This window comes from Janibacter sp. HTCC2649, assembly GCF_000152705.1.
Classification (GTDB): domain Bacteria; phylum Actinomycetota; class Actinomycetes; order Actinomycetales; family Dermatophilaceae; genus Knoellia.
Genome location: NZ_CH672413.1, coordinates 182544 through 203410 on the forward strand (window position 1 = coordinate 182544; position 20867 = coordinate 203410).

18 protein-coding genes are annotated in these 20867 nt (G+C 68.2%); 9 read left to right on the plus strand and 9 right to left on the minus strand.

Features of this window, described 5'->3' with window-relative positions; genetic code table 11:
* The first annotated feature begins 104 nt into the window (after window positions 1-104).
* The 7 genes from istA (at window position 105) to JNB_RS00930 (ending at window position 7543) form a co-directional block, all read left to right on the plus strand.
* Window positions 105-1790 carry an IS21 family transposase gene (gene istA / locus JNB_RS00900; protein ID WP_050766554.1) on the plus strand — a complete coding sequence of 562 codons (1686 nt, stop codon included), beginning with the start codon at window positions 105-107 and terminating at the stop codon, window positions 1788-1790.
* Window positions 1790-2605: an IS21-like element helper ATPase IstB gene (gene istB, locus JNB_RS00905; protein WP_040883426.1), complete on the plus strand. Its 816-nt coding sequence runs from the start codon at window positions 1790-1792 to the stop codon at window positions 2603-2605. The genes istA and istB overlap by 1 nt, the downstream gene beginning before the upstream one ends.
* 209 nt (window positions 2606-2814) lie before the next feature.
* Window positions 2815-3450 (plus strand): TlpA disulfide reductase family protein, encoded by a 636-nt coding sequence (locus JNB_RS00910; RefSeq protein ID WP_009774498.1) that lies wholly within the window; start codon window positions 2815-2817, stop codon window positions 3448-3450.
* 5 nt (window positions 3451-3455) lie between these two features.
* Complete coding sequence (locus JNB_RS00915; protein ID WP_009774499.1) at window positions 3456-4205, plus strand: cytochrome c biogenesis CcdA family protein; 750 nt, start codon at window positions 3456-3458, stop codon at window positions 4203-4205.
* 157 nt (window positions 4206-4362) lie between these two features.
* Entirely contained in the window at window positions 4363-4734 is a 372-nt protein-coding gene (locus tag JNB_RS00920; protein ID WP_009774500.1) for a helix-turn-helix transcriptional regulator, read from the plus strand.
* Window positions 4731-6701, plus strand: a complete 1971-nt coding sequence (locus tag JNB_RS00925; RefSeq protein WP_009774501.1) for a cation-translocating P-type ATPase — start codon at window positions 4731-4733, stop codon at window positions 6699-6701. The genes JNB_RS00920 and JNB_RS00925 overlap by 4 nt, the downstream gene beginning before the upstream one ends.
* A 245-nt stretch (window positions 6702-6946) precedes the next feature.
* A complete protein-coding gene (locus tag JNB_RS00930; RefSeq protein WP_009774502.1) occupies window positions 6947-7543 on the plus strand; it encodes a cadmium resistance transporter in 597 nt (198 codons plus the stop codon).
* Window positions 7544-7694: 151 nt separating this feature from the next.
* Here JNB_RS00930 and JNB_RS00935 read toward each other — a convergent pair whose 3' ends face one another.
* The 8 genes from JNB_RS00935 to JNB_RS00970 form a co-directional block, all read right to left on the minus strand.
* Window positions 7695-8519: an undecaprenyl-diphosphate phosphatase gene (locus JNB_RS00935; RefSeq protein WP_009774503.1), complete on the minus strand. Its 825-nt coding sequence runs from the start codon at window positions 8517-8519 to the stop codon at window positions 7695-7697.
* A gap of 397 nt (window positions 8520-8916) precedes the next feature.
* Window positions 8917-9537, minus strand: a complete 621-nt coding sequence (locus JNB_RS00940) for a vitamin K epoxide reductase family protein (protein WP_009774504.1) — start codon at window positions 9535-9537, stop codon at window positions 8917-8919.
* Window positions 9530-10198, minus strand: coding sequence for a thioredoxin domain-containing protein (locus JNB_RS00945; RefSeq protein WP_009774505.1), 669 nt, complete (start codon window positions 10196-10198; stop codon window positions 9530-9532). Before JNB_RS00945 ends, JNB_RS00940 begins: the two co-directional genes overlap by 8 nt.
* Window positions 10195-10986: a cation diffusion facilitator family transporter gene (locus JNB_RS00950; protein ID WP_009774506.1), complete on the minus strand. Its 792-nt coding sequence runs from the start codon at window positions 10984-10986 to the stop codon at window positions 10195-10197. The genes JNB_RS00945 and JNB_RS00950 overlap by 4 nt, the downstream gene beginning before the upstream one ends.
* Window positions 10983-11882 carry a cation diffusion facilitator family transporter gene (locus JNB_RS00955; RefSeq protein WP_040883430.1) on the minus strand — a complete coding sequence of 300 codons (900 nt, stop codon included), beginning with the start codon at window positions 11880-11882 and terminating at the stop codon, window positions 10983-10985. The genes JNB_RS00950 and JNB_RS00955 overlap by 4 nt, the downstream gene beginning before the upstream one ends.
* Window positions 11879-12304 (minus strand): helix-turn-helix transcriptional regulator, encoded by a 426-nt coding sequence (locus JNB_RS00960; RefSeq protein WP_050766555.1) that lies wholly within the window; start codon window positions 12302-12304, stop codon window positions 11879-11881. The genes JNB_RS00955 and JNB_RS00960 overlap by 4 nt, the downstream gene beginning before the upstream one ends.
* A 192-nt stretch (window positions 12305-12496) precedes the next feature.
* Entirely contained in the window at window positions 12497-13504 is a 1008-nt protein-coding gene (locus tag JNB_RS00965; protein ID WP_009774509.1) for an NAD(P)/FAD-dependent oxidoreductase, read from the minus strand.
* Window positions 13501-13815, minus strand: coding sequence for an alkylmercury lyase (locus JNB_RS00970; protein ID WP_040884048.1), 315 nt, complete (start codon window positions 13813-13815; stop codon window positions 13501-13503). The genes JNB_RS00965 and JNB_RS00970 overlap by 4 nt, the downstream gene beginning before the upstream one ends.
* Between JNB_RS00970 and JNB_RS00975 the strand changes: the two genes are divergently transcribed.
* Window positions 13814-14272 carry a heavy metal-responsive transcriptional regulator gene (locus JNB_RS00975; RefSeq protein WP_202795209.1) on the plus strand — a complete coding sequence of 153 codons (459 nt, stop codon included), beginning with the start codon at window positions 13814-13816 and terminating at the stop codon, window positions 14270-14272. The two genes, JNB_RS00970 and JNB_RS00975, sit on opposite strands and share 2 nt — an antisense overlap.
* 152 nt (window positions 14273-14424) lie before the next feature.
* Here the strand turns inward: JNB_RS00975 and mobF are convergent, their stop codons facing one another.
* On the minus strand, window positions 14425-20175 hold the full coding sequence (mobF, locus tag JNB_RS00980; protein WP_040883432.1) for a MobF family relaxase: 5751 nt from the start codon (window positions 20173-20175) through the stop codon (window positions 14425-14427).
* Window positions 20176-20431: 256 nt separating this feature from the next.
* Here mobF and JNB_RS00985 point away from each other — a divergent pair, with 256 nt between their 5' ends.
* A complete protein-coding gene (locus tag JNB_RS00985) occupies window positions 20432-20758 on the plus strand; it encodes a hypothetical protein (RefSeq protein ID WP_009774513.1) in 327 nt (108 codons plus the stop codon).
* Window positions 20759-20867: the final 109 nt, after the last annotated feature.

Consider the following 20867-nt stretch of genomic DNA (forward strand, 5'->3'; position numbering starts at 1 on the left):
TCTGATCTGGCCCCACTGGCGACGCGCCGGGGTGGTTGTGACGGTTTGATCTGGCCCCACCTCAGCCTTGCTCTCATCAGAGCACTCGAGGGATCGGGGTTGGGATGGGATCACGTGTGGAGTTGTTCGCTGCAATACGTCGGGACGCGCGGGTCGAGGAAGTCTCGATCCGCGAGCTCGCCCGTCGTCATGGGGTGCACCGGCGCACCGTCCGTCAAGCGCTGGCAGTAGCTGAGCCACCGCCTCGGAAAGCACCCACGAGGTCGTCGCCGCGGTTGGACCCGTTCAAGGACGTCATCGACGGGATGCTGCGCGCTGACTTGGACGCACCGCGGAAGCAGCGACACACCGCGACCCGGATCCGGGCCCGTCTGGTCGACGAGCACGACGCGACCGGGCTGTCGTATTCGACGGTGCGGGACTACGTGCGGGTGCGGCGGGCGCAGGTTGACCTTGAGGGCGGCCGCCGGGTGGAGGCGTTCATCGCGCAACACCACGGCCCGGGTGAGGAGGCCGAGGTCGACTTCGGCGAGGTTTGGGTTGTCCTGGGCGGGGTGAGGACCAAGTGCTACATGTTCGTGCTGTGGCTCTCTCACTCCGGGAAGGCGATCCACCGCGTGTACCCGACCCAGGCACAGGAAGCGTTCCTCCAAGGGCACATCGAGGCGTTCGACGCGATCGGTGGGATCCCCACGAAGCACATCAAGTACGACAACCTCACCTCCGCGGTTACTGCCGTCGTCCACGGCCCCGGCCGGGCCAGGGACGAGAACGACCGGTGGGTGCTGTTCCGGTCGCATTACGGCTTCGACGCGTTCTACTGCCAGTCCGGGATCGAGGGCGCCCACGAGAAGGGTGGCGTCGAAGGTGCGGTCGGGTGGTTCCGCCGCAACCACCTGGTCCCCATGCCCGAGGTCGACTCCCTCGACGAACTCAACGACCAGATCAAGGAATGGGAGGCTGCCGACGAGGGCCGCCGGATCAGCGGGCACGTCCACACGATCGGCCACGATCTCGCCGCCGAGCAACCCCTGCTGCGACCGCTGCCAGTGGAGGTGTTCGAACCCGGGCTGGTGCTCCATCCACGCGTCGACCGCTCCTCAATGATCACCGTGCGGATGGTGAAGTACTCCGTCCCGGCCCACCTGATCGGACGACGCGTGCGCGTCAGCCTGCGGGCGACCGAGGTGATCGTCTTCGAAGGCCGGACCGTGGTGGCGGTGCATCCACGGGTCGTGGCCCGCGGCACCAGCAGGGTTGTCCTGGATCACTACCTCGAGGTGCTGCGGTTCAAACCCGGCGCGCTGCCCGGGTCAACCGCTCTGGCGCAGGCCCGCGCCGCCGGGGTGTTCACCAGTGCGCATGAGGCGTTCTGGGCGGCCTCACGCAAGGTCAACGGCGACACCGACGGCACCCGCGAACTCGTCGACGTCCTCCTGCTCCACCGCTCCCTGACCCACGACCAAGTCACCGCTGGGATCACCGCGGCCCTGACCGTCGGCGCGGTGTCCGCGGACGTCGTCGCGGTCGAAGCCCGACGTCACACATCTGCCACCACCACGGCGACGGGTGGGGCCAGTCCTGACCGTCATCACGTTGCTCAAGGCGACGCGCGCGAGCAACGCGTTGTCAGCCTGACCCAGCGCCGCCTGACCGACCCCGCCGCGGTCATCGCTGGCCTGCCGCCGGACACCCGACCCATCCCGTCCGTAGCTGCTTACGACGAACTGCTGCCACGACGACGCACCACCACGCCCACCGCTGACGATGTGAAAGTGAGTACCAGCTGATGAGCCCGACACCCGTGGCCACCCCGGTCAGTCCCACACTGCGCCGCCGGCGCGGCATGACCGAAGAAGCCGCGGTCGCCGCGATCGACCAGGCCTGCCGGCGGCTCCGTCTGCCAACCATCCGGGCGTTGGTCGATGAAGCCCTGGCAGTGGCGAAGAAGGAGCAGCTGACCTACCAAGGGTTCCTGGCTGAGCTGTTGTTGGCCGAGGTCGACGACCGGGACCGCCGCTCGTCGGTGCGACGGGTCAAGGCTGCGGGGTTCCCGCGCGACAAGTGGCTCGGGGACTTCGACTTCGACGCCAACACCGCGATCAACCCCGCAACCGTGCACGACCTCGCCAAGAGTGACTGGATCCGGCGAGGTGACCCGCTGTGTCTGATCGGGGACTCCGGCACCGGCAAATCCCACCTCCTCATCGCGCTCGGGACCGCAGCCGCCGAACAGGGGTACCGCGTCCGGTACACGTTGGCCACCAAGCTCGTGAACGAGCTCGTCGAGGCCGCCGATGACAAGCAGCTCGCCAAGACCATCGCCCGCTACGGCCGCGTCGACCTGCTCATGATCGACGAGCTGGGCTACATGGAACTCGACCGCCGCGGCGCCGAACTCCTCTTCCAGGTCCTCACGGAACGCGAGGAGAAGAACTCGATCGCGATCGCGTCCAACCAGTCGTTCTCCGGGTGGACCGACACCTTCACCGACCCACGACTGTGTGCCGCGATCGTGGACCGTCTCACCTACAACGGCACCATCATCGAAACCGGCACCCACTCCTACCGGCTCGCCCATTCGCGTGCTGCTGCCCTCGCATGAGCGTCGCTTGTGACGGCGCGACCCCCAGAGTGGGCCTGTGATCCTGGTTCGTCCGCGGCGGATTTTTGGTGTCCACCGCAGAAAACGAGTGACCGTATCGAACTGCTGAACCACAAATCACGCGCTGGCGGCTGACGGGCCCTCACCGTGCGCCGGTGCCGACCCCAGCAGTTGAAGGGACGGCCAGGGTCATTTGCGACAATCGCCGTATGGACCCGGCTGCCTCTACCTCCCGATGGGCGCAGCTCTCCTTTGGAGCTGCGTCCCGTGCTGCCCTCACCCTCGTGCTGGCCGTGGTGGCGCTCGGTGCCTGCTCGTCGGACCCCAACTCGATCGCGCAGCAGGCCAAGCAGGGTGACCAGAAGGGCTACATCGCCGGCAACGGCGCCATCGAGCAGATCCCGGTCGCCCAGCGACTCAAGCCCATCACCCTCGAGGGCACCACGTTGGATGGCAAGGACTGGTCCAGCACGACCGCCCGCGGCAAGGACGTCGTCGTCGTCAACCTGTGGGGTTCGTGGTGCCCACCGTGCATCACCGAGATCCCCGACCTTGAAAAGGTCTGGACCGAGGTCCAGGGGGCCAAGAAGCCGGTGCAGTTCATGGGGATCGACTTCCGCGAATCCCCCCAGCGTGGGGCGGCCTTCGTCGCGACTCAGAAGATGACCTACCCGAGCCTGTCCGATGAGTCAGGCGTGCTCATCCTGGCGTTCGGACGTCAAGCTCCGACGAGCCCTCCCTCCACGTTGATACTCGACCGGGAGGGGCGGGTCGCCGCGCGCGTCAACGGTGTCGTGACGGCTTCCACGCTTCGGGGCCTCATCGACGACGTGTTGAAGTCCTGATCGTCGTGACCGACACCATTGCCTCCGGCGCCCTACCCCTGGCCGTCCTCGTGGCGGCACTGGCCGGACTGGTGTCGTTCGCGTCACCGTGCGTGCTGCCCCTGGTGCCCGGGTTCCTGGGCTACGTCACCGGGCTGAGCGAGACCGCGCTGGAGCAGCGCTCACGCGGCCGGATGGTGCTCGGGGCGGTGTTGTTCGTGCTCGGTTTCGCTGCGGTGTTCGTCCTTGGATCGATCTTCATTGCCAGCCTGGGACGGGTCCTGATTGAGCAGCGGGTCCTGCTCATGCGGGTCGGTGGTGTGTTCATCATCGTCATGGGTCTGGTCTTCCTCGGGGCGGGCGCGCGTGCCGGCTCCCAACGTCAGTTCGGTCCCACCTGGCGACCGCGCACTGGACTCCTCGGCGCACCCTTGGTCGGGGCCATCTTCGGACTGGGCTGGGCGCCATGCACCGGCCCCACCCTGGCCGCAGTGTTGACCCTGTCAGCCTCGACCACGAACCCGAGCACAGGACGGGCCGTCGCACTCGCTACGGCATACGCCCTCGGTCTGGGGCTGCCGTTCATCCTCGCGGCGGCCGGGATCGAACGCTTCGGACGGGTCACCGGCTGGGTGCGTGAGCACCACCGCCTCATTCAGTGCCTGGGCGGAGGGATGCTGATCGTGGTCGGGTTGCTGCTCCTGACCGGCGTCTGGGAAGACCTCACCCGTTGGCTGCAGGCCGAACTCGTGTCCGGCTTCACGACGCCGATCTGAAGGTCGTCGTTAGCGGTCATGGGTTCCTCCATGCCTGCGACTGGATGACTCAGTCGCCCCTGGAAGGGACCCCCACCATCGCGACCAACCGTCCATAAATGGCGCTGTCAGCGGATTTGGACGATCAATCCGAGCCCGCTATCATCGGGCTATGGCAATGACAACGACCTCAGCAGACCCGGCCCTTCGGCGTGGGGCGGCCTTGTTCCACGGTCTCGCGGATCGCAACCGGTTGGCGATCGTGCGGCAACTCGCACACGGCGAGCGGCGGGTGGTGGACCTCACCAAGGCCCTCGATCTGGCCCAAGGCACGGTGTCTGGGCACCTGGCCTGCCTGCGTGACTGCGGCCTCGTCGTCGGCCGCCCCGAGGGCCGACAGATGTTCTACTCGATCGCCCACCCCGAGCTGATGGATCTGCTCGGCGCGGCAGAGAAGCTGCTTGCCCTCACCGGCGAGGCAGTCGACCTGTGCCCCACGTACGGCCCCGTCGAAACCTCCCCCGCCACGACGCAGGACGGAGCGCTGTGACGGACGCGTGCGGTTGCGGCCCCGACGAACCCCGCAACGAGCACGGCGAACCGGAGGAACACGAGCCCGAACGGTTGTGGGAAGTCAGCGAACTGCGGTTTGCCGCCCTTGCCGGACTCTTCCTGATCGCCGGATACGCAGCTCATCTCACCGAGGCCCCGGGGCCCGTGGTGACTGGGCTGAACGCGATCGCTCTGGCGTTGGGTGCCTGGACCTTCGTGCCCGGCACGTTGAGGCGGCTGGCCAAGGGCAAGATTGGGGTGGGCACTCTCATGACGATCGCCGCCGTGGGCGCGGTCATCCTCGGTGAGGTTGCGGAGGCCGCCATGTTGGCCTTCCTCTACTCCATCAGCGAGGGCCTAGAGGAGTACGCGGTGGCACGCACCCGCCGCGGTCTGCGCGCGCTGCTGTCCCTGGTTCCGGCCGAGGCCACCATTCTGCGCGACGGATCCCAGGTCACCGTGGCCCCTGCAGACCTCATCGTGGGTGACCTGCTCCTGGTCCGACCAGGCGAACGAGTCGCCACTGACGGTGTGATCCGCACCGGCCGCACAGCCCTTGACGTCTCTGCTCTCACCGGCGAGTCAGTGCCTGTCGAGGCCACCGTTGGAGACTCCGTGTACGCGGGCTCCATCAACGGCAACGGTGTGCTCGAGGTCGAGGTCAGCACCACTGCTGAGGACAACTCCCTGGCCCGGATCGTCAACATTGTCGAGGCCGAGCAGTCCCGCAAGGGCAATGCCCAGCGACTGGCCGACCGCATCGCCAAGCCTCTAGTGCCCGGGATCATGGTCCTCGCAGCGCTCATCGCCCTTACCGGCAGCCTGCTCGGCGACCCTGCGACCTGGATCGAACGCGCTCTGGTCGTCCTGGTCGCCGCCTCACCGTGTGCGCTGGCGATCTCAGTGCCAGTCACCGTGGTCGCTGCCATTGGCGCGGCCAGCCGCATCGGCGCCCTGGTCAAGGGAGGCGCAGCCCTGGAGGCGCTGGGTCGGATCCGCACCGTCGCTCTCGACAAGACCGGCACACTGACCCGTAACCAACCCGCTGTGGTTGAGGTCGTCACCGCTCCCGGCCAGACCCGCGCGCAGGTCCTCAATGTCGCAGCCGCTCTGGAGTCGCGCAGCGAGCACCCGTTGGCCCGAGCCATCCTCGACGCCGTGCCCGAGCACCGCGACGCCGACGGCGTCGAGGCTGTTACCGGTGCGGGACTCACGGGCACCATCGACGGGCTGGCGGCCCGCCTGGGCCGACCCGGCTGGATCCCCGCAGGCGAGCTTGCCGAGCCTGTCGCCACCATGCAGCGGGCCGGAGCCACCGCGGTCCTCGTCGAGATCGACGCAGTCGTGATCGGCGCGGTGGCGGTGCGCGACGACCTACGCCCCGAAGCCGCCGAGGTCGTCGCTCGTCTCCAAGCCAGTGGCTACCGCGTGGCCATGCTCACCGGCGACAACGAGCGCACAGCTGCTGCCCTGGCCGCCCAGGCCGGCATCAGCGATGTCCATGCCGACCTCCGGCCCGAGGACAAGTCGGACATCATTCGTGGGCTCCGTGAGAACGCCCCCACCGCAATGGTTGGCGATGGCGTCAACGACGCCCCAGCCCTGGCCACAGCCGATGTCGGTATTGCCATGGGTGCGATGGGTAGCGACGTGGCCATTGAGACCGCCGACGTCGCCCTCATGGGTGAGGACCTGCGTCACTTGCCGCACACCCTGACCCACGCACGACGTGCCAGGTCGATCATGCTTCAGAACGTGGGCTTGTCCCTGGGCCTGATCGCCATCCTGATTCCGCTGGCAGCCTTCGGCGTGCTTGGGCTGGCAGCCGTGGTGTTGGTCCACGAGGTCGCCGAAATCTTCGTGATCGGCAACGGCGTGCGCGCCGGCCGCGTTCGACCGCTTCCCCCCGCGCCGGCGGCCACACCAAAAGCGGCCATCCCCTCGGTGGACGCCATAGGTAGATGAGCCGCGGGATGTCGGGGAGACATCGGGTACGGGTCGTATCGCAGTCTTGCTCGTAGCGGCGATCGTTGCCGCGATCGATCTGACTGCCAAGACGGTATCCGAAGTTCGGTCGGCCAACTCGCCGGTCGATCTCGGGCTGGTTCAACTGCGGCTGGCCCACGATGCGATGCCGCCCGTGTAGCACCAGCGGCTGCAAACCCTCTGAGATTCAACGCGACGAACAAACGTCGAAACCGAAGGAAGGCATGAACGTGATCACTTCCGCGGTCCAGGCCGTCGGCCTGTTCCTGGTCACCAACATCGACGACATCATCGTCTTGTCCCTGTTCTTCGCCCGCGGAGCAGGGCAGCCACGGACGACCTCCAAGATCGTCGCTGGGCAGTACCTCGGCTTCGGTGGCATCCTCCTCGCCTCCCTCGCCGTGACGTTCGGCGCCGGGCTGTTCCTTCCCGACGGCGCCATTCCCTACTTCGGCCTCATCCCGTTGGCGCTCGGTGGGCACGCTGCGTGGCAGGTCTGGAGCAACGGGGATGACGACAACGACGGTGTCGCGCAGAAGCCCATCAGCGCCCTCACCGTGGCCGCAGTGACCTTCGCCAACGGGGGTGACAACATCGGGGTCTACGTGCCGGTTTTCCTCGCGGTCGGCACGGGAGCCATCGTCGCCTACTGCGTCGTGTTCCTATGCCTGGTCCTCGTTCTCATCCTCGTGGCGAAGTTCGTCGCCACCCGCAAACCGATCGCCGAAGTGCTCGAGCGTTGGGAGCACATCCTGTTCCCTCTGGTCCTCATCGTGCTGGGACTGGTCATCTTGATCGAAGGCGGCGCGTTCGGTCTGTGACCATCGACCGGGCATGAACTCCACACCTCCGGAGCGCGTGATTGCGATACCTGGCACTGGGTCGGGCGCCCCGCACTTTACGGAGCCGAGGCATGAAACTGGCGACCCGGGCAGCCTTGAGGAAGGGCGTTGCGGGATCGGCAGGGGCCGGTCAGCTCGTCGGCGTCAGAACGCCAGCGCCAATGAGCACCAACAGGCCCACCCCAGCGACGATGCGGTACGCCACGAATGGGGTGAACCGGTGGGTGGCGATGTAGCGCAGGAACCAGGCGATCACCGCGTACCCGACAGCGAACGCGACCAGGGTGGCCAAGAGGGTCGGCCCCCACGGCGCCGTGGGGCCTTGCCCGATCCTGCGTAGCTCCAGCGCCCCGGACGCCAGCACGGCAGGGACGGCCAGCAGAAACGCATATCTGGCGGCCGCCGGCCGGGTGTAGCCCAGCATCAGGCCGGCGCTGATGGTGCCACCGGAGCGGGACACCCCAGGCACCAAGGCCATCGCTTGCGCGAACCCCAATGCCACTGCGTGGCGCGCGGTCAGGGCTTCCAGCGGGCGCCGGTTGGCGGCCACCCGATCGGCGATGCCGAGCACGACACCGAACACGATGAGGGTGACCGCGACCAGACGCAGGTCCCGAAGGGCAGTCTCAATCTGGCCCTGGAACACGAGCCCGAGCACCGCAATGGGCACCGTACCGACGATGACGTACCAGCCGAGCCGAGCCTCCGGGTGCGCGCGCAACTCTGGCGTCCGAAGTGACCGCGACCAGGCACGCACAATGCTGGCGATGTCGCGGCGGAAGTACAAAAGCACCGCCGCCTCGGTGCCCAGCTGGGTGACCGCCGTGAAGGCTGCCCCTGGGTCGGGCCACCCAACCAGTGCTGCCACCACCCGCAGATGCGCGGAGGAGGAGATGGGCAAGAACTCGGTGAGTCCCTGCACCAGACCCAGGACCAGGGCAGCCAGCCAGGTCATCGACCACCATCCGCACGGACCTTGAACCAACCAGGATCAACCTCGCGCGCTGTCATCGCCATAGCCGGATGATAGCCGCGAGGGACACAGTCGCTCAAACGGCACAGCCACCCACACGGAACTCCCGAGATTCCGACCCGAGCATGCTTGAGGCGAGGAACCAAGACCGCCGGTCGACGCCGCAATGCTGATTTCGGACCAGAGCCAAGGAGAGGGCACAAGACGCGCACTCCCCGTCATCGCACCGACCTGCGCCTTCACGACGCGCGACCAGCTCCAAGCGCAGGAGTTCCCTCAACGGCGACCGCCGCGACTTCTCGACTACTTGCTGGACGAAAGTTGCCACCCATGGATGCCAAGCCGTGGCTAAGGAAGTCACTCACAGCGGTCAACTCGTTCAGGAGACCAGCGTCTGCCAGTAGTCCCAGAACTGGATGGTGATGAGGGCAGCGATGGCCACGAGCCACACGGTGACCACGGTGGGACCGTAGTGCGCGACGTCGCGTAGCCCCTTGGGCAGTCGCAGACGCCCCGATCTGGCGTTGTGGGTGGTGGTGGCGACGAATGCGGTGATGACGACGACCCAGACGATCATGCAGTAGGGGCACAGGGCGCCGATGCGGTACAGGCTCTGAAAGATGAGCCAGTGGACGAACACGACCCCGAATGTCGTCCCTGCCTGGATGCCCCACCAGAACCATCCCGGCAACGCGGCCCGGGCCAGCAGGACCACACCAATGGTCAGCAGGGCCGTGAACCCGGCGACGCCCAGGATCGGGTTGGGGAACCCGAAGACCTCGGCCTGATCGGTGCTCATGATCGAGCCGCAGGACAGCACCGGGTTGATACTGCAGGACGGCACGTAGGTCGGGTCCGTCAGCAGGGCGATCTTCTCGACAAGCAGCACGAACGCCGCGACCAAGCCGATCAACCCGGTGATCGTCAGCGCCCAGGCCGTGCCCCGCCCAACGTTCGCTGACGGCTCGTCCGGGGCGTTACTTGGTGTGGTCTCAGCCATTGAGGGCTGCGTCGATCTGGTCGCGGAAGTCCTGGACCGAGGAGGGCTGGAGCTTCTTGCCGTTGAGGAAGAACGTCGGTGTCCCCTCGACGCCGAGGTCGATCCCGTCCTTCCGGTCCCGCTCGACCCGGTCTGTGGTGGCCTTGGCCGCCACGGCCTTGTCGTACGCCGCCATGTCCAGCCCCAGCTCCTGGGCGAAGCCCCGGAACAGGGACGCCTTGGAGTCCTGCTGCTCACCCCACGTTTCCTGGGTGTCGTACATGCGCTTGTACATGTCCTCGAACTTGCCTTGCTGGGCCGCTGCTTCGACCGCGACGGCGGCGTTCATCGCGTTTGCGTGGCTGGGGATCGGGAAGTAGCGCACGACGAAGTCGACCTTGCCGGCATACGTGGTGCGCAGCTCCTCCACGACGGGGTATGCCGCCAGGCAGGACTCGCATTCGAAGTCCAGGAACTCGACAAGCACGACTTTGCCCGTGCCGGCCGCACCGAGACGGTGGCTGTCGTCGCGGACGAGTTTGCCCGTCCCCGCCTCCTTGGTGGTGGCGGCGTCGGCGGGGTCAGCGTCCTTGGGTGTGATGGCGACAGCGAGAGCCACGATGGCCGCGAACAGGGCCACGACGACCGCCGAGACGATGGCGTTGCGCTTGACAGGCTTCACAGGTTTTCAACTCCAAGCAGATGGGGTGGCACAGGTGCAGGGATCGTTGGGGCGAACGGGTGAGGGTCCGGTCGGGTTCCGTGACCGTCGCAGCAGCCGTCAGTGCAGGTACTCGAGGAACGGCTCGGGTCATCGGCGGAGGCGCCGACTGCGGACAGTGCCGCGCGGGCGCAACAGTCCTCGCCCTGCCAGTTCTCCCAACCCTCGCGGGCGGCGACGGCAGCGATGATGAGGGCCGCCACGGGGTCGGCCCAGGACCAGCCGAGGGTGGCGTTGAGGACCAGTCCGACGAGTAGGACCGCGGACAGATAGGTGCACAACAGGGTCTGGGTGCCGTCACCTTCGACTGCGCCCGACCCGAGCTCTTTGCCGGTGCGGCGCTGCCACAGGCTCAGGAACGGCATCACGGCCAGTGAGGCGATCGCCAGTCCGATGCCGACAGGGCTGCCTTCGGGCTCGGCTCCGGTGAGAAGAGCGTGCCCGGCCTCGACGGTGAGGTAGGCGGCCAGGGCGAAGAACGAGATCGCGATGAGCCGCTGAGACGTGCGGTCCCTGCTCTCGGGCATGGGGTGGCGGAACTGCCACAGGATCACCAGCCCGGAGGACACCTCCACGAGGGAGTCCAGACCGAACCCGACCAGCGCGGAGGAGCCGGCGATGTTCCCGGCCGTGATCGCGATCACGGCTTCAACCGTGTTGTAGGTGACCGATACTGCGGCCAAGAGTTGGGCGCGGCGCATCAGGGTCGCTCGACGCTCGGGCGTGGCCAGGGTGGTCCAGGTGGTCACCAGGTGACCTCCTGGCAGCCGGTGTGGGTGTCGGGTTCGACCTGCAAGGTGGCGTGTTCGACGCCGAACTGGGTGCGCATGACCGTGCGGGCGGCGTCCAGGACGGCGTGGGCGTCCGCGTCCTCGCCGGTCATCAGGTGCGCGGTGGCCACGTTCATCCCGGAGGTCAGCGTCCACACGTGCAGGTCGTGAACGTTCGTGACGCCCGGGACCGCCGACAGGGCCTGCTCCACCTCGTCCGGCGCCATCCCAGCCGGGGCGTGCTGCCCCAGGACGGTGAGGACTTCGCGGCCCAGCATGATGGCGCGGACGGCGACGAAGACGGCGATCGCCAGCGCGATGCCGGTGTCCCACCACGCGTTGCCGGTGGCGCTCACCATGATCCCGGCCACGATCACACCGACGGATCCGACGGTGTCGGCCACGACCTCGAAGTAGGCACCCTTAACGTTGAGGCTGTCACTGGCACCACCGCGCAGCAGCAGCAGCGCGATGAGGTTGACCACCAGCCCAACGCCGCCGACGATCAGCATCGGACCAGATGAGACCTCGGCCTCCCCGCCGATGCGGCCGATCGCCTCCACTGCGATGTAGACCGAGACCCCGAGCATGAGCAACACGGCAAGCCCAGAGGCGAACACCTCAGCCCGGTAGGAACCGAACGTTCGACGTCCCGTGCTGTCCGGCCGCGTGGCGATGCGAGTCGCCACCAGGGCCGCGCCCAGGGCGACCACATCGGCCGCCATGTGGCCCGCGTCGGAAAGCAACGCCAACGAACCAGAGAGCAGGCCCGCGACCAACTCAACGACGAAGTACCCCGCGATCAGAACGAACGCCAACTGCAATCGCCACCGGTGAGCCCCACCAGCGCTTCCGTGGCTGTGCCCACCGCTCACCGGGACGCCTCCCCAACGTCGATCGTCCCTGCAGCGGCCGTGCCAGCCTCGTGGGCGATGTGCTCCCGGGTCAGGTCCAGCAGCATCCGCACATGCGCGTCCGCGAGCCGATAGAAAACCAGCCGGCCCTCCCTTCGTCCGGTCACCACGCCGGACGCGCGCAGCATCCGCAGGGACTGAGACACCGTCGCCTCCTGAGTGCCGGTCGCCGCGGCGAGATCGCAGACACACAACTCGCCGGCCTCGAGGAGTGCGAACAACAACCGGGACCGGGTCTGGTCACCCAGAAGTTTGAACATGCTTGCGGCCCGAGCCAAGTCCTCAGTTGGCAACGTGGCGTCGAGCACCAACTGAACCTTGGCCGGGTGGACGCATTGGACTGAGCAACCATCCAGACCAATTACCTTCTCATCTGATCGCATGCTCAGATGATATGACAGCCACGGAACGATGGAGAACTGCAAGTCGCCGGCAGGCGGTTACGCCTACGAGCCCGCCATGGTCGCCGCGCAAGTCTGGGTCGTGGTGCAGAACCCAACGATCCTCCACTCGCAAGAGGGAACATGCGGGGCCAGATCGGACCGTCACGGTGGGGCCAAATCACCTTGACATAGTCACACGGTCTTGGCGGCCTTGCCCATGTTGGACGCGGCGACCTTGCCCTCGATGACGGCGACCGGGGTCAGCGGCATCCCCGGGGTGTTGGCTGAGTCGCCGGCGGCGTACACGGCCGGGTTGGTGGTGCTCTGCAGGTGGGGGGCGACGCGTACGCCGTGCTCGTCCCAATCGACCCCGGCCGACTCCAGGTTCAGGCTGCTCAGATCGGGTGTCCGGCCGGCGCCGTGCACGATGAGGTCGAACTCCATGGTCTCGGTGTGGCCAGATCGTTCCACGGTGGCTTGGTAGCCGTTCTGGGACTTCTCGATTGCGGTGATGATGGTCGAGCGCAGCAGTTGGATCCCCGCCTCCGCGCCTCGGGCAATGAGGAGCTCGACGAGGTCCGGGTCGAACCCCTTGAGGGGGCGTGGGCCCCGGTCGATGACGGTCGGGGTGCTGCTCGCACGTGCCGCGATGTGGGCGAACTCGAAGGAGATGAAGCCGCCGCCGACGAACAAGATCCGCGGCGGGAGCGCCGTGAGGTCCAGGAAGTCGGTGCTTTCGACCATGAGCTGGTGGCCGGGGAAGTCCAGTGGGCGCGGGCGGGCTCCGGTCGCGATCAGGAAGTGGGTCGCCTGATAGTGGCTGCCGTCGATCTCGAGACTGTTCATGCCGGCGAATCGGGCGAGCCCGTGCAGGGTGTCGACGCCGTTGCCAGTGAGGCCGTCCTCCATGTTCTGCGGGACCGGGTCGGTGAAGCCGTGCTTGTGCTTCATCAGGTCGGCCCAGTTGATCACCAGGCCGTCGTCGTCGATGCCTTTGCCCCGCATCAGTCGGGCGCTGTCGATGATCTCGGCGCCGCGGCGCAGGATCTTCTTCGGGTCACACCCCCGGAGGGCGCACGTGCCGCCGTAAGGAAGTGCGTCGACGATGCCGACGCTCCAGCCCTGTGATGCGCACTTGTTGGCTGCAGCGACCCCGGCCATGCCGGCCCCGATCACAATGAGGTCGTAGGTGCGGCTCATCGCTTACCCTTCGGCGCCACGCCGAGCGCGGCCCGAAGCTGCTCCAGCGTGGGCGCCCCTGCCAAGCCGTCGGGAGTGCGGTAAACCCGGCACGAGATTCCGACCCCGGCGCCAGGTTCGGCGAAGGCATCCACTCCGTCGACCAAGATGCTGGGTGAGCCATGGAAGCCCAGCCGCTCGGCCTCCTCAAGAGTCTCGACACGGTGATGCCTCACGCTGACGTCGGCGTCGTCTGCGGCGATCGTGGCAAGGCGTTGATCGGCAATCTTCCAGTTCGGGCAGTCGTCGAAGTACAGCAACGTGATATCCATGAGCACGACCGTAAACGTTGTACCGTGGTGCAATGTCAAGCTTGAAGGTGGCGCAGTGCTGATTGGAGAACTTGCCGAGGCGGTTGCCCTACCCACCCAAACCATTCGGTTCTATGAGCGCAAGGGCCTGCTGCCCGATCCCGAGCGCGGCGCCAATGGTTACCGGAACTACGACGGGTCCACGCTCACCCGGCTGTACTTCATTGGGGCTGCGCAGGCAGCGGGGCTCACGCTGGCCGAGATCGGCAGCATCATCGAACTTCGAGACGACGGGACCGCGCCCTGCACGCACGTGGCAGGGCTCATCGAGAACAAGCTCTCCACCGTACGCGCACGGATCGCAACCCTCGTCGCCCTCGAAGCAGAGCTCGATGGGCTCGTCGAACGCAGTCATCGCCTCGATCCCGCTGACTGCTCGGACGGCGAGATCTGCCACATCCTCTCGGTGCCGCGCTAGCAGGTCGCCGAGGGCTCGCAACGCCTGCTCCTGTGCCGACGCTGCCCGTGAGCCGCGTCTTTGTGGGTGCTGTGACGCGTAGCGAATGGCTGATTCTCAGCTTGGAACCGGGGAACGCAGGGACCCGCGAGATGCATGCTGGTCCGCCGAGCTCATCGGTTCGCGCGGCGACTCGGTTGCATGGGGCGGTGCATGCTGGGTGGTTGTCTGCGACTCGGCAGGTCAGGCGCGGTCGGGCTGTCGTGAACCGGGTTGTCATGTGCAGGGGGCGGCAGGAGCCCAATGAGTCGATACCGCAGGTCTTGTGCGGGCTGATCGGAGAGGGGACGGCGATCCGCGGCGGCCCGGGTCACATGTGCCACGTCATGGTTATTGTCGGCCAGCGACTGGAGGACGTATGCGAGTGCCGGCCAATCACTCTGGCTGCTGAGGCCGTGGTGGACCTCGTCGGCGAGGGAGGCCCAACGCCTCACGGGGTCTTGGGCGTGTGCTTGGAGGCGGGCTTGAATCGCCACGGATTCAGCTAGGCGTTCGCTCGCTACCTCCGCTGGGGCGCTGTTCCAACGGGTCGCGGCGGTCCGCAGGTCACCTGTGATGGTCTCGAGGGGGGTCATGGTGCGGCCGCAAACGGTGTTGGCCTGAGCGGCCCAGGATGTCGCTGGGCTAGCTGCGATGATGCTGGCTGCTGCCTGAACGGCGGCGTTGGCAGGCAGGTTGGCGAGCCGTTCGTCAATAAGCGTTGCGGCGAGGGGGCGGGCTCTGTCGAGTAGGTCGAGAAGGGCAGCCGGACCGTGGGTGTGGAACACGGACGCGGGGTCGGCCCCCTCGGGCATGTCGACGGCCAGCGGGTCTGCACCGTGTTGGGCGAGAAGCCAGAAGGCGCGTTCGGCGGCGATGCGACCAGCTAGGTCGGCGTCGGTGGCGACGACCGAGTGGGCGCTCAGCGTGGCGAGCTCTCGGGCCTGCTCATCGGTGAGGGCGGTTCCCAGTGGTGCGACGCCGACGTATCGGCCTTGACTGGTGAGGGTCACGGCGAGGGCGTCGAAAGGTCCTTCGACAAGCACTGGCACCGCACCCTTGTCGAGCAGCTCTGAGATGGCCCCGTACAGCTGCGCGCCTTTGTGGAAGACGACGGTGTCGGCGGTGTTGAGGTACTTCGGTCCGCACCGGTCGTCGTCGGTGAGCTTCGGGTGGCGGCGGGCGACAAACCCCAGGATCTGGTGCTCGTGAGTGATGGGGAGGATGGCGCGGTCGCGAAATCGGTCGATGATGGTTCCGGTGCGCGCGCGGATGGCGAGCCCGGTCTCGAGGAGCTCGTCGTTGGTGACGCCGCGTCCACCCAGATGATCCACCAAGGCAGTCCAGGATGCCGGGGCGTACCCCGCGGAGACGTGAGGACTCGTCCGCCACCCGGGAAGGCGGTCGTCTAGGTAGGCGCCGGCCCAACCGGTGTCCACGCGGGTGGCGTAGAAGTCCATGGCCATGGCGTTGACGAAGGCCAGACGTGCCGGGCCGGCGACGGCGTGGTCCCACGCCGCGGCCCGGTCGAGCATCCGCTGGATCTCCGCGTCGGTGGGTTCCAACACGCCCATGGACTGCCGGTACAGGGCGGCGGCGGCGAGGTCGGTGGCGACATCATCCGCGACTGTGTCCTGGTCCGGACGTGTTTCTTCTCCTTGACTACCGGAGTTGAGTTGGGCCCACTGGTCTGGGGTGGGGGCCTCGACGAGGTGACTTTGGTCGGCGGGCCACCATGGCTCGGCATCCGCGGGCATCTCAGCATCGATGTCCTCTGGTGGGGGCGGCGGGGTCTCGCCCTGGTCGAGGGACGTGGGCTGGTCGGTCAGGACGGACAGGCGCCACACCAGGGCTTGGCACTGGTCGACGTCGACGGCCGGATCAATGGCGCGGGCCATGCCGATGACGCTTGCAAGAGCCTGACCTCGGGCGAGGGCGTGCTCGATGACGGTGACCAGCGACGGCCACCACGGGCTGTCCTGTAGTTGTGCGGCGCGGTCGGGCCCGAGTGCGGTGCCGAGTCGGGCGGTCCAGGTGGGGGTGAGGTCGTGCCGGTCGTCGATCCGGGTGGCGACGGCGGGGGAGAGGTGGCGGCTGATCCGCCACCACAGTGCGGCGGCTACGTGGTCGTCGGGCAGGGCACTCTCGTGGGCGGCGGCTTGGAGGAGGTGGTGGGCGGCCAGGCCTGCGCGGGAGATCGCGGCGAGCCGCTCGGCCAGCACAGGGGTGAACGCGTCGCTGCGGACGGTGGGAGCGATCGCCTCGAGTAGCGGCCCCCACTCGGCCAGTGCGGGGGAGTGTCCGTCGGTAACGCGGGCGTCGAGGGTGTGCTGCCAGAGGGCAGCGGCCTTGGCCGGCTGCTTGGGGCCGGTGGGCCGGTGGTCCGTGCCGGGGACGCCGGTCGCGGCCCGCCAGACGGTGATGTCGGCCAAGGTGCGGGCGTCAAGGCGGCCGCGGCCTTGGCATGCCCAGACGGGGGGCGGCGCGGTGTGGGAACGGTCGTGGACCTGGGTAGCGAGGTCGGTGACGAGGTTCGCACGGGCGGCCAGGTAGGTGCCCCACGTTGGATGGGTGCGCAGGGCGGCGGGGATCCCGGGCAGCCAGGGCAGCGGTCCGGGGCCGGCGTTGCCTAGGCCGGTGTCATCGAGGCGCCAGTCCAGGACGGCGGCGCGGTCGCCGGCAGTGTCGAGCTCGCGGGATCCCACGGCGGTCTGGAGGTGGGTGAGGGGGTCGCCGCCGTGAGCGCCCAGCAGGATCAGGCGGGCGCGCAGGGTCGGCCACGCCGGGTCGTCGGTGATGCCGTCCACGACCCGGTCTGCGCCCGCGTCAAGGCCCGCAATGGTGGACCGTCCGAGGTGGTGCTCGGCGGCGACGTGGAGCGCGTCGACGTATCGTGCGGTGGCGTCGGCGAGCCGGGTGGCGGGGTCGGCCTGCTCCCGCAGCATCGTGGATGCGGAGATGGGGGAGTTGTCGCGGGCGAGGATCCCCTGCAGCAGGTCGATGGCGGTTTGCGGGTGGAGGTTCTCGGGGCGGATGACGGCGTGGGGGTCGCCGTCGCCGACGACCTGCAGGTGGAGATGGTTGGCGTGTCGACCGCGGGTGAGCATCGTGTAGAGCTGCTGTCGGGACTCGGTGCCGGTGGCCAGGCCGTGCATGGTGTCGGCGGAGACGCCTTGGGCGCCGTGGACGGTGGTGGCGTAGCCAAGCTCGGTGGCGCCGGTCACGTACGTGCGGGGGAGGGTGATGACACGCCCGTGACGCGCATGCCGCACCCTCAGCGATCCGTCGACTCCTGCGGCGAGGACGGTCCACCGGTCCCCGTTCTTGACCCAGTCGGTGGCGCTGACCCGCAGCCGGCGCTCGTTGGTGCGGGTGATGACCTGCTCCCCGACGTAGGCGGTGTTCCCGTCCGCCAACCGCACCCCAGCCCCCGAGTTGGTGTTGTTCAGGCGGTGGGCTTGGGCGCGCTGGTTCAGCTCGGAGACCAGCTCGCGGGTGGGGGCGAGCATGATCGAGTCAAGGCCGTTGCCACGGTCACGAGCCCAGGCGGTGAACACGTCGTGGGTGACCACGGCGAGGTCGCCGACGTGGATCCGGTCGCGGTCGAGGTAGAACCCGAGCGCCTCAGGGTGACCGTCGCGCAGCGCCAGGGAGGCGGCGCCTTCGGCGGGGTCGACGAACCGCATCAGCTCGCTCAGGTGCAGTGCTCCGTGGGTGGCGACGATGTCGCGCAGGACCCCGCCGGCGCCGATCGCGGCGAGCTGTTGGTCGTCCCCGATGAGCCGTACGGACCCGCCACGGCCGACCACGAAGTCGACCGCGGCGGCCAGGGACAGGGTGTCGGCCATGCCCGCTTCGTCAACCATCACCAGCGTTCCTGCGCCTATGTTCTCGGCCCAGTCGGGCAGGTCGTGGTCGGCGATGGACCAGGTCAGCTTGGCCAGGGTGTCGGTGCCGGCGCCCAGCTGCTCACGCAGCACCGCGGCCGCAGCAGCGGACGGGGCGAGACCGATGACAGTCCCACCGTCCTCAGCCCATGCGGCCGCAAGAGCCTGCATGGCGGTTGTCTTCCCGGTCCCGGCGGGGGCGATCGCCAGCTGCAGTCGGGCCCCGGAGGTCGCCATCCCACGGACCAGCGCGGTCTGTCCGGCGTTGAGGGTGACCCTGTTCGCGGCCTGCTCCAGCAACGCGATCGCGACCGCGTCCTCGCCTGCTCTGCGACCGTCACAGCGACCCGCCGTCTCGACGAGGCGCTGCTCGGCGGCCAGGATCGCGGCGGCGGTGAACAGGGCCGACCCGGCCGCCTCATAGACGCTGGAGCCGTCGCGGCGGCGCAGCTCCTCGGGTTCGACGACATCGTCCTGGGGGCGGGTGATCCGCACTGAGCGGGCGGTGAGGACCTCCCCGACGAGCAGGTCCACCACCGCCTCCACCTGCTCGGGTGGAAGGTCCACTGCCCGGACCTCACGCTGCGCCTCGGCGCGCACATGCCACACCTGCCACGTCGAACGCCCTCCCTGCAGGGTGTCGAGGATGGTGCTGGCGGTTGAGCGCACCCATGCCGCATCCACCCCCGGGGTGGCAGGTGTGGTCGTGGAGGACAGGGCCGCGGTCACCATCGCGGTCACCGCGTCGGGGCCGCCGAGGACCACTTGGGCCTCTCGTGCCCAAGTGGTGCGTTGCTCGGTCAGGGTGCGCGGTTCGTGCTTGGCGTCACGGGTCTCCAGGGTGGCCTGCTGGGCCAGGTGGATGGACTCGATCACGGTCGGGGGGCGCCCGTGGTCGGACTGGAACGCGGTGGCGAGCTCGCTGCGGCGGGCCTGGATGGAGGCGCGCCGGGTGGACCAGCGCTCGTTCAGGCGCGGGTCGACACCGACGACCTCGCGGATAGGGCGCTTGCTGCGGTCGGTGCATGCCCGCTCGGTGAAAGTGAGCCCGAGCCGGGTCCGCAGGTGCTTCTCGATGGCGGTGTTGTAGGTCTCGGAGGCGGTGACGTTGGCCTTGAACAGCACCCGCCCGTCGATGGCCAGCCACTTCCCGGCCAGGGTTTGCACCTTGTTGGCGACGGCGACGTGGGTGTGTAGGTCGGGATCCCCGGAGCGGGAGTCGCGATGGGTGAACGCGGTAGCGACAAAACCGGTGACGTCGACCTGCCGCACCCCGCGCGCGCCCTCGCGGGTGTAGAGGGCGTGCTTCTCGATGAACGCCAGCGCGTCGCCGACCGCCTCGTGGTGGGCCAGCTCGATCTGGGCGGCGACCTCGCGGGGGGCGACCGCCCACAGGGTGCTGATGCTCTTCACCGGGGAGAAGGTCAGGTCGTAGCCGGCTACCGCGGTGGTGCGCTGGCGGGAACGCTTGGCGATGGTCGCCGCCACCTCGCGGGCGTCGGCTGGGGGGCGGTTGTGCTCGGCAGTGAAGAACTCCACGGCGACCTGGGTGCGGATCTGGGCCCGTTCGTCCACGGTGAGCGGGTAGTCGCGGGGGTGGCCTTGGCTTGCGGCGAGCTCCTCCAGACGTTGGGCGACCTCGAGCCGGAACACGCTGACGTCGCCGGCGTGCACCCGGTACGGCGCGCCCAGCCGGGCAACGCCCTGGTAGTCCTTCTCGGTCAGACCGGGGCCTGCCAGGCGGGCTTGCCGCTTCGCGGCCAGCGGGTGGTGACCGGACCCGAACAGCAGCTGCATCTGCTCCGCGGTGACCTCGTCCCCGACCGCGAGGCCATCGATCCCGACCAGCCCCGACCCGACCCACCGCCCCGGCGCTTCGCCCTTCTCCGCGTAGTAGGTGGCCAAGCCAGGACGGGCGCCCTCGGTGCGGTCATGGGCAGCCACCTGACGGGTCAGGTAGTCATACCCCGACCCCGCCGTCAGCTTGTGAAGGCTCATCGTCACACCCACCAAAGCCACCGACCGCCCTGTAGTGGACAGGTAGCTGAAACTGAAACGACCGGGGGTGCATGAGGTGTGTAGGACATGAGATTGACGGTTTTGGGGGAGGGACGTGACGGCTGGGGGCGTCACGGGGGTAGTTCGCGGTCGGTGGGGTGGGACGGTACTTCGACGTGACAGGTGATGGGTGTCCACAAGTGGGCGGGTCGGTGGCTTTGGGAGGTGCCGGCGATCAGCAAAGGGGAGCAGGGCAGTGAACTCGAACCAGGGGAAGCAGGCCAGGCGGCAGGCGGCGCGTCGCGCGGCGGCAGAGGCTCAGGCGGGCTTGATGCGCCAGCGGCTCGAGCGCGACCGAAGGTGCGCCGCCTTGGGCGTGCAGGTGCTGTCCGCGTTGCGGGAACGCGACGACGTCGTGGCGCGGTTCGAGCGCCAGGCCGGCAATGCCCTGCGTGCGTTGGTCGTGGACGAGGGGGTGGGCGCGGCTGAGGCGGCGCAATGGTGCGCCGGGTCGGTGACCACCCGGGAGGCCGCCCGACTGCGCCGCCTCGCGCAGGCCGCCACCGATGCCGGCGAGCAGTGATCGACGTGCAGGTGGGCGCAGTTCGTGCACAACCACGTGCCGGGGCGTGCGCCGTCCACACATCGACGCAGCCCCTGCGATTCCGTGCGCAGCCGCGCGCATCGTGAAG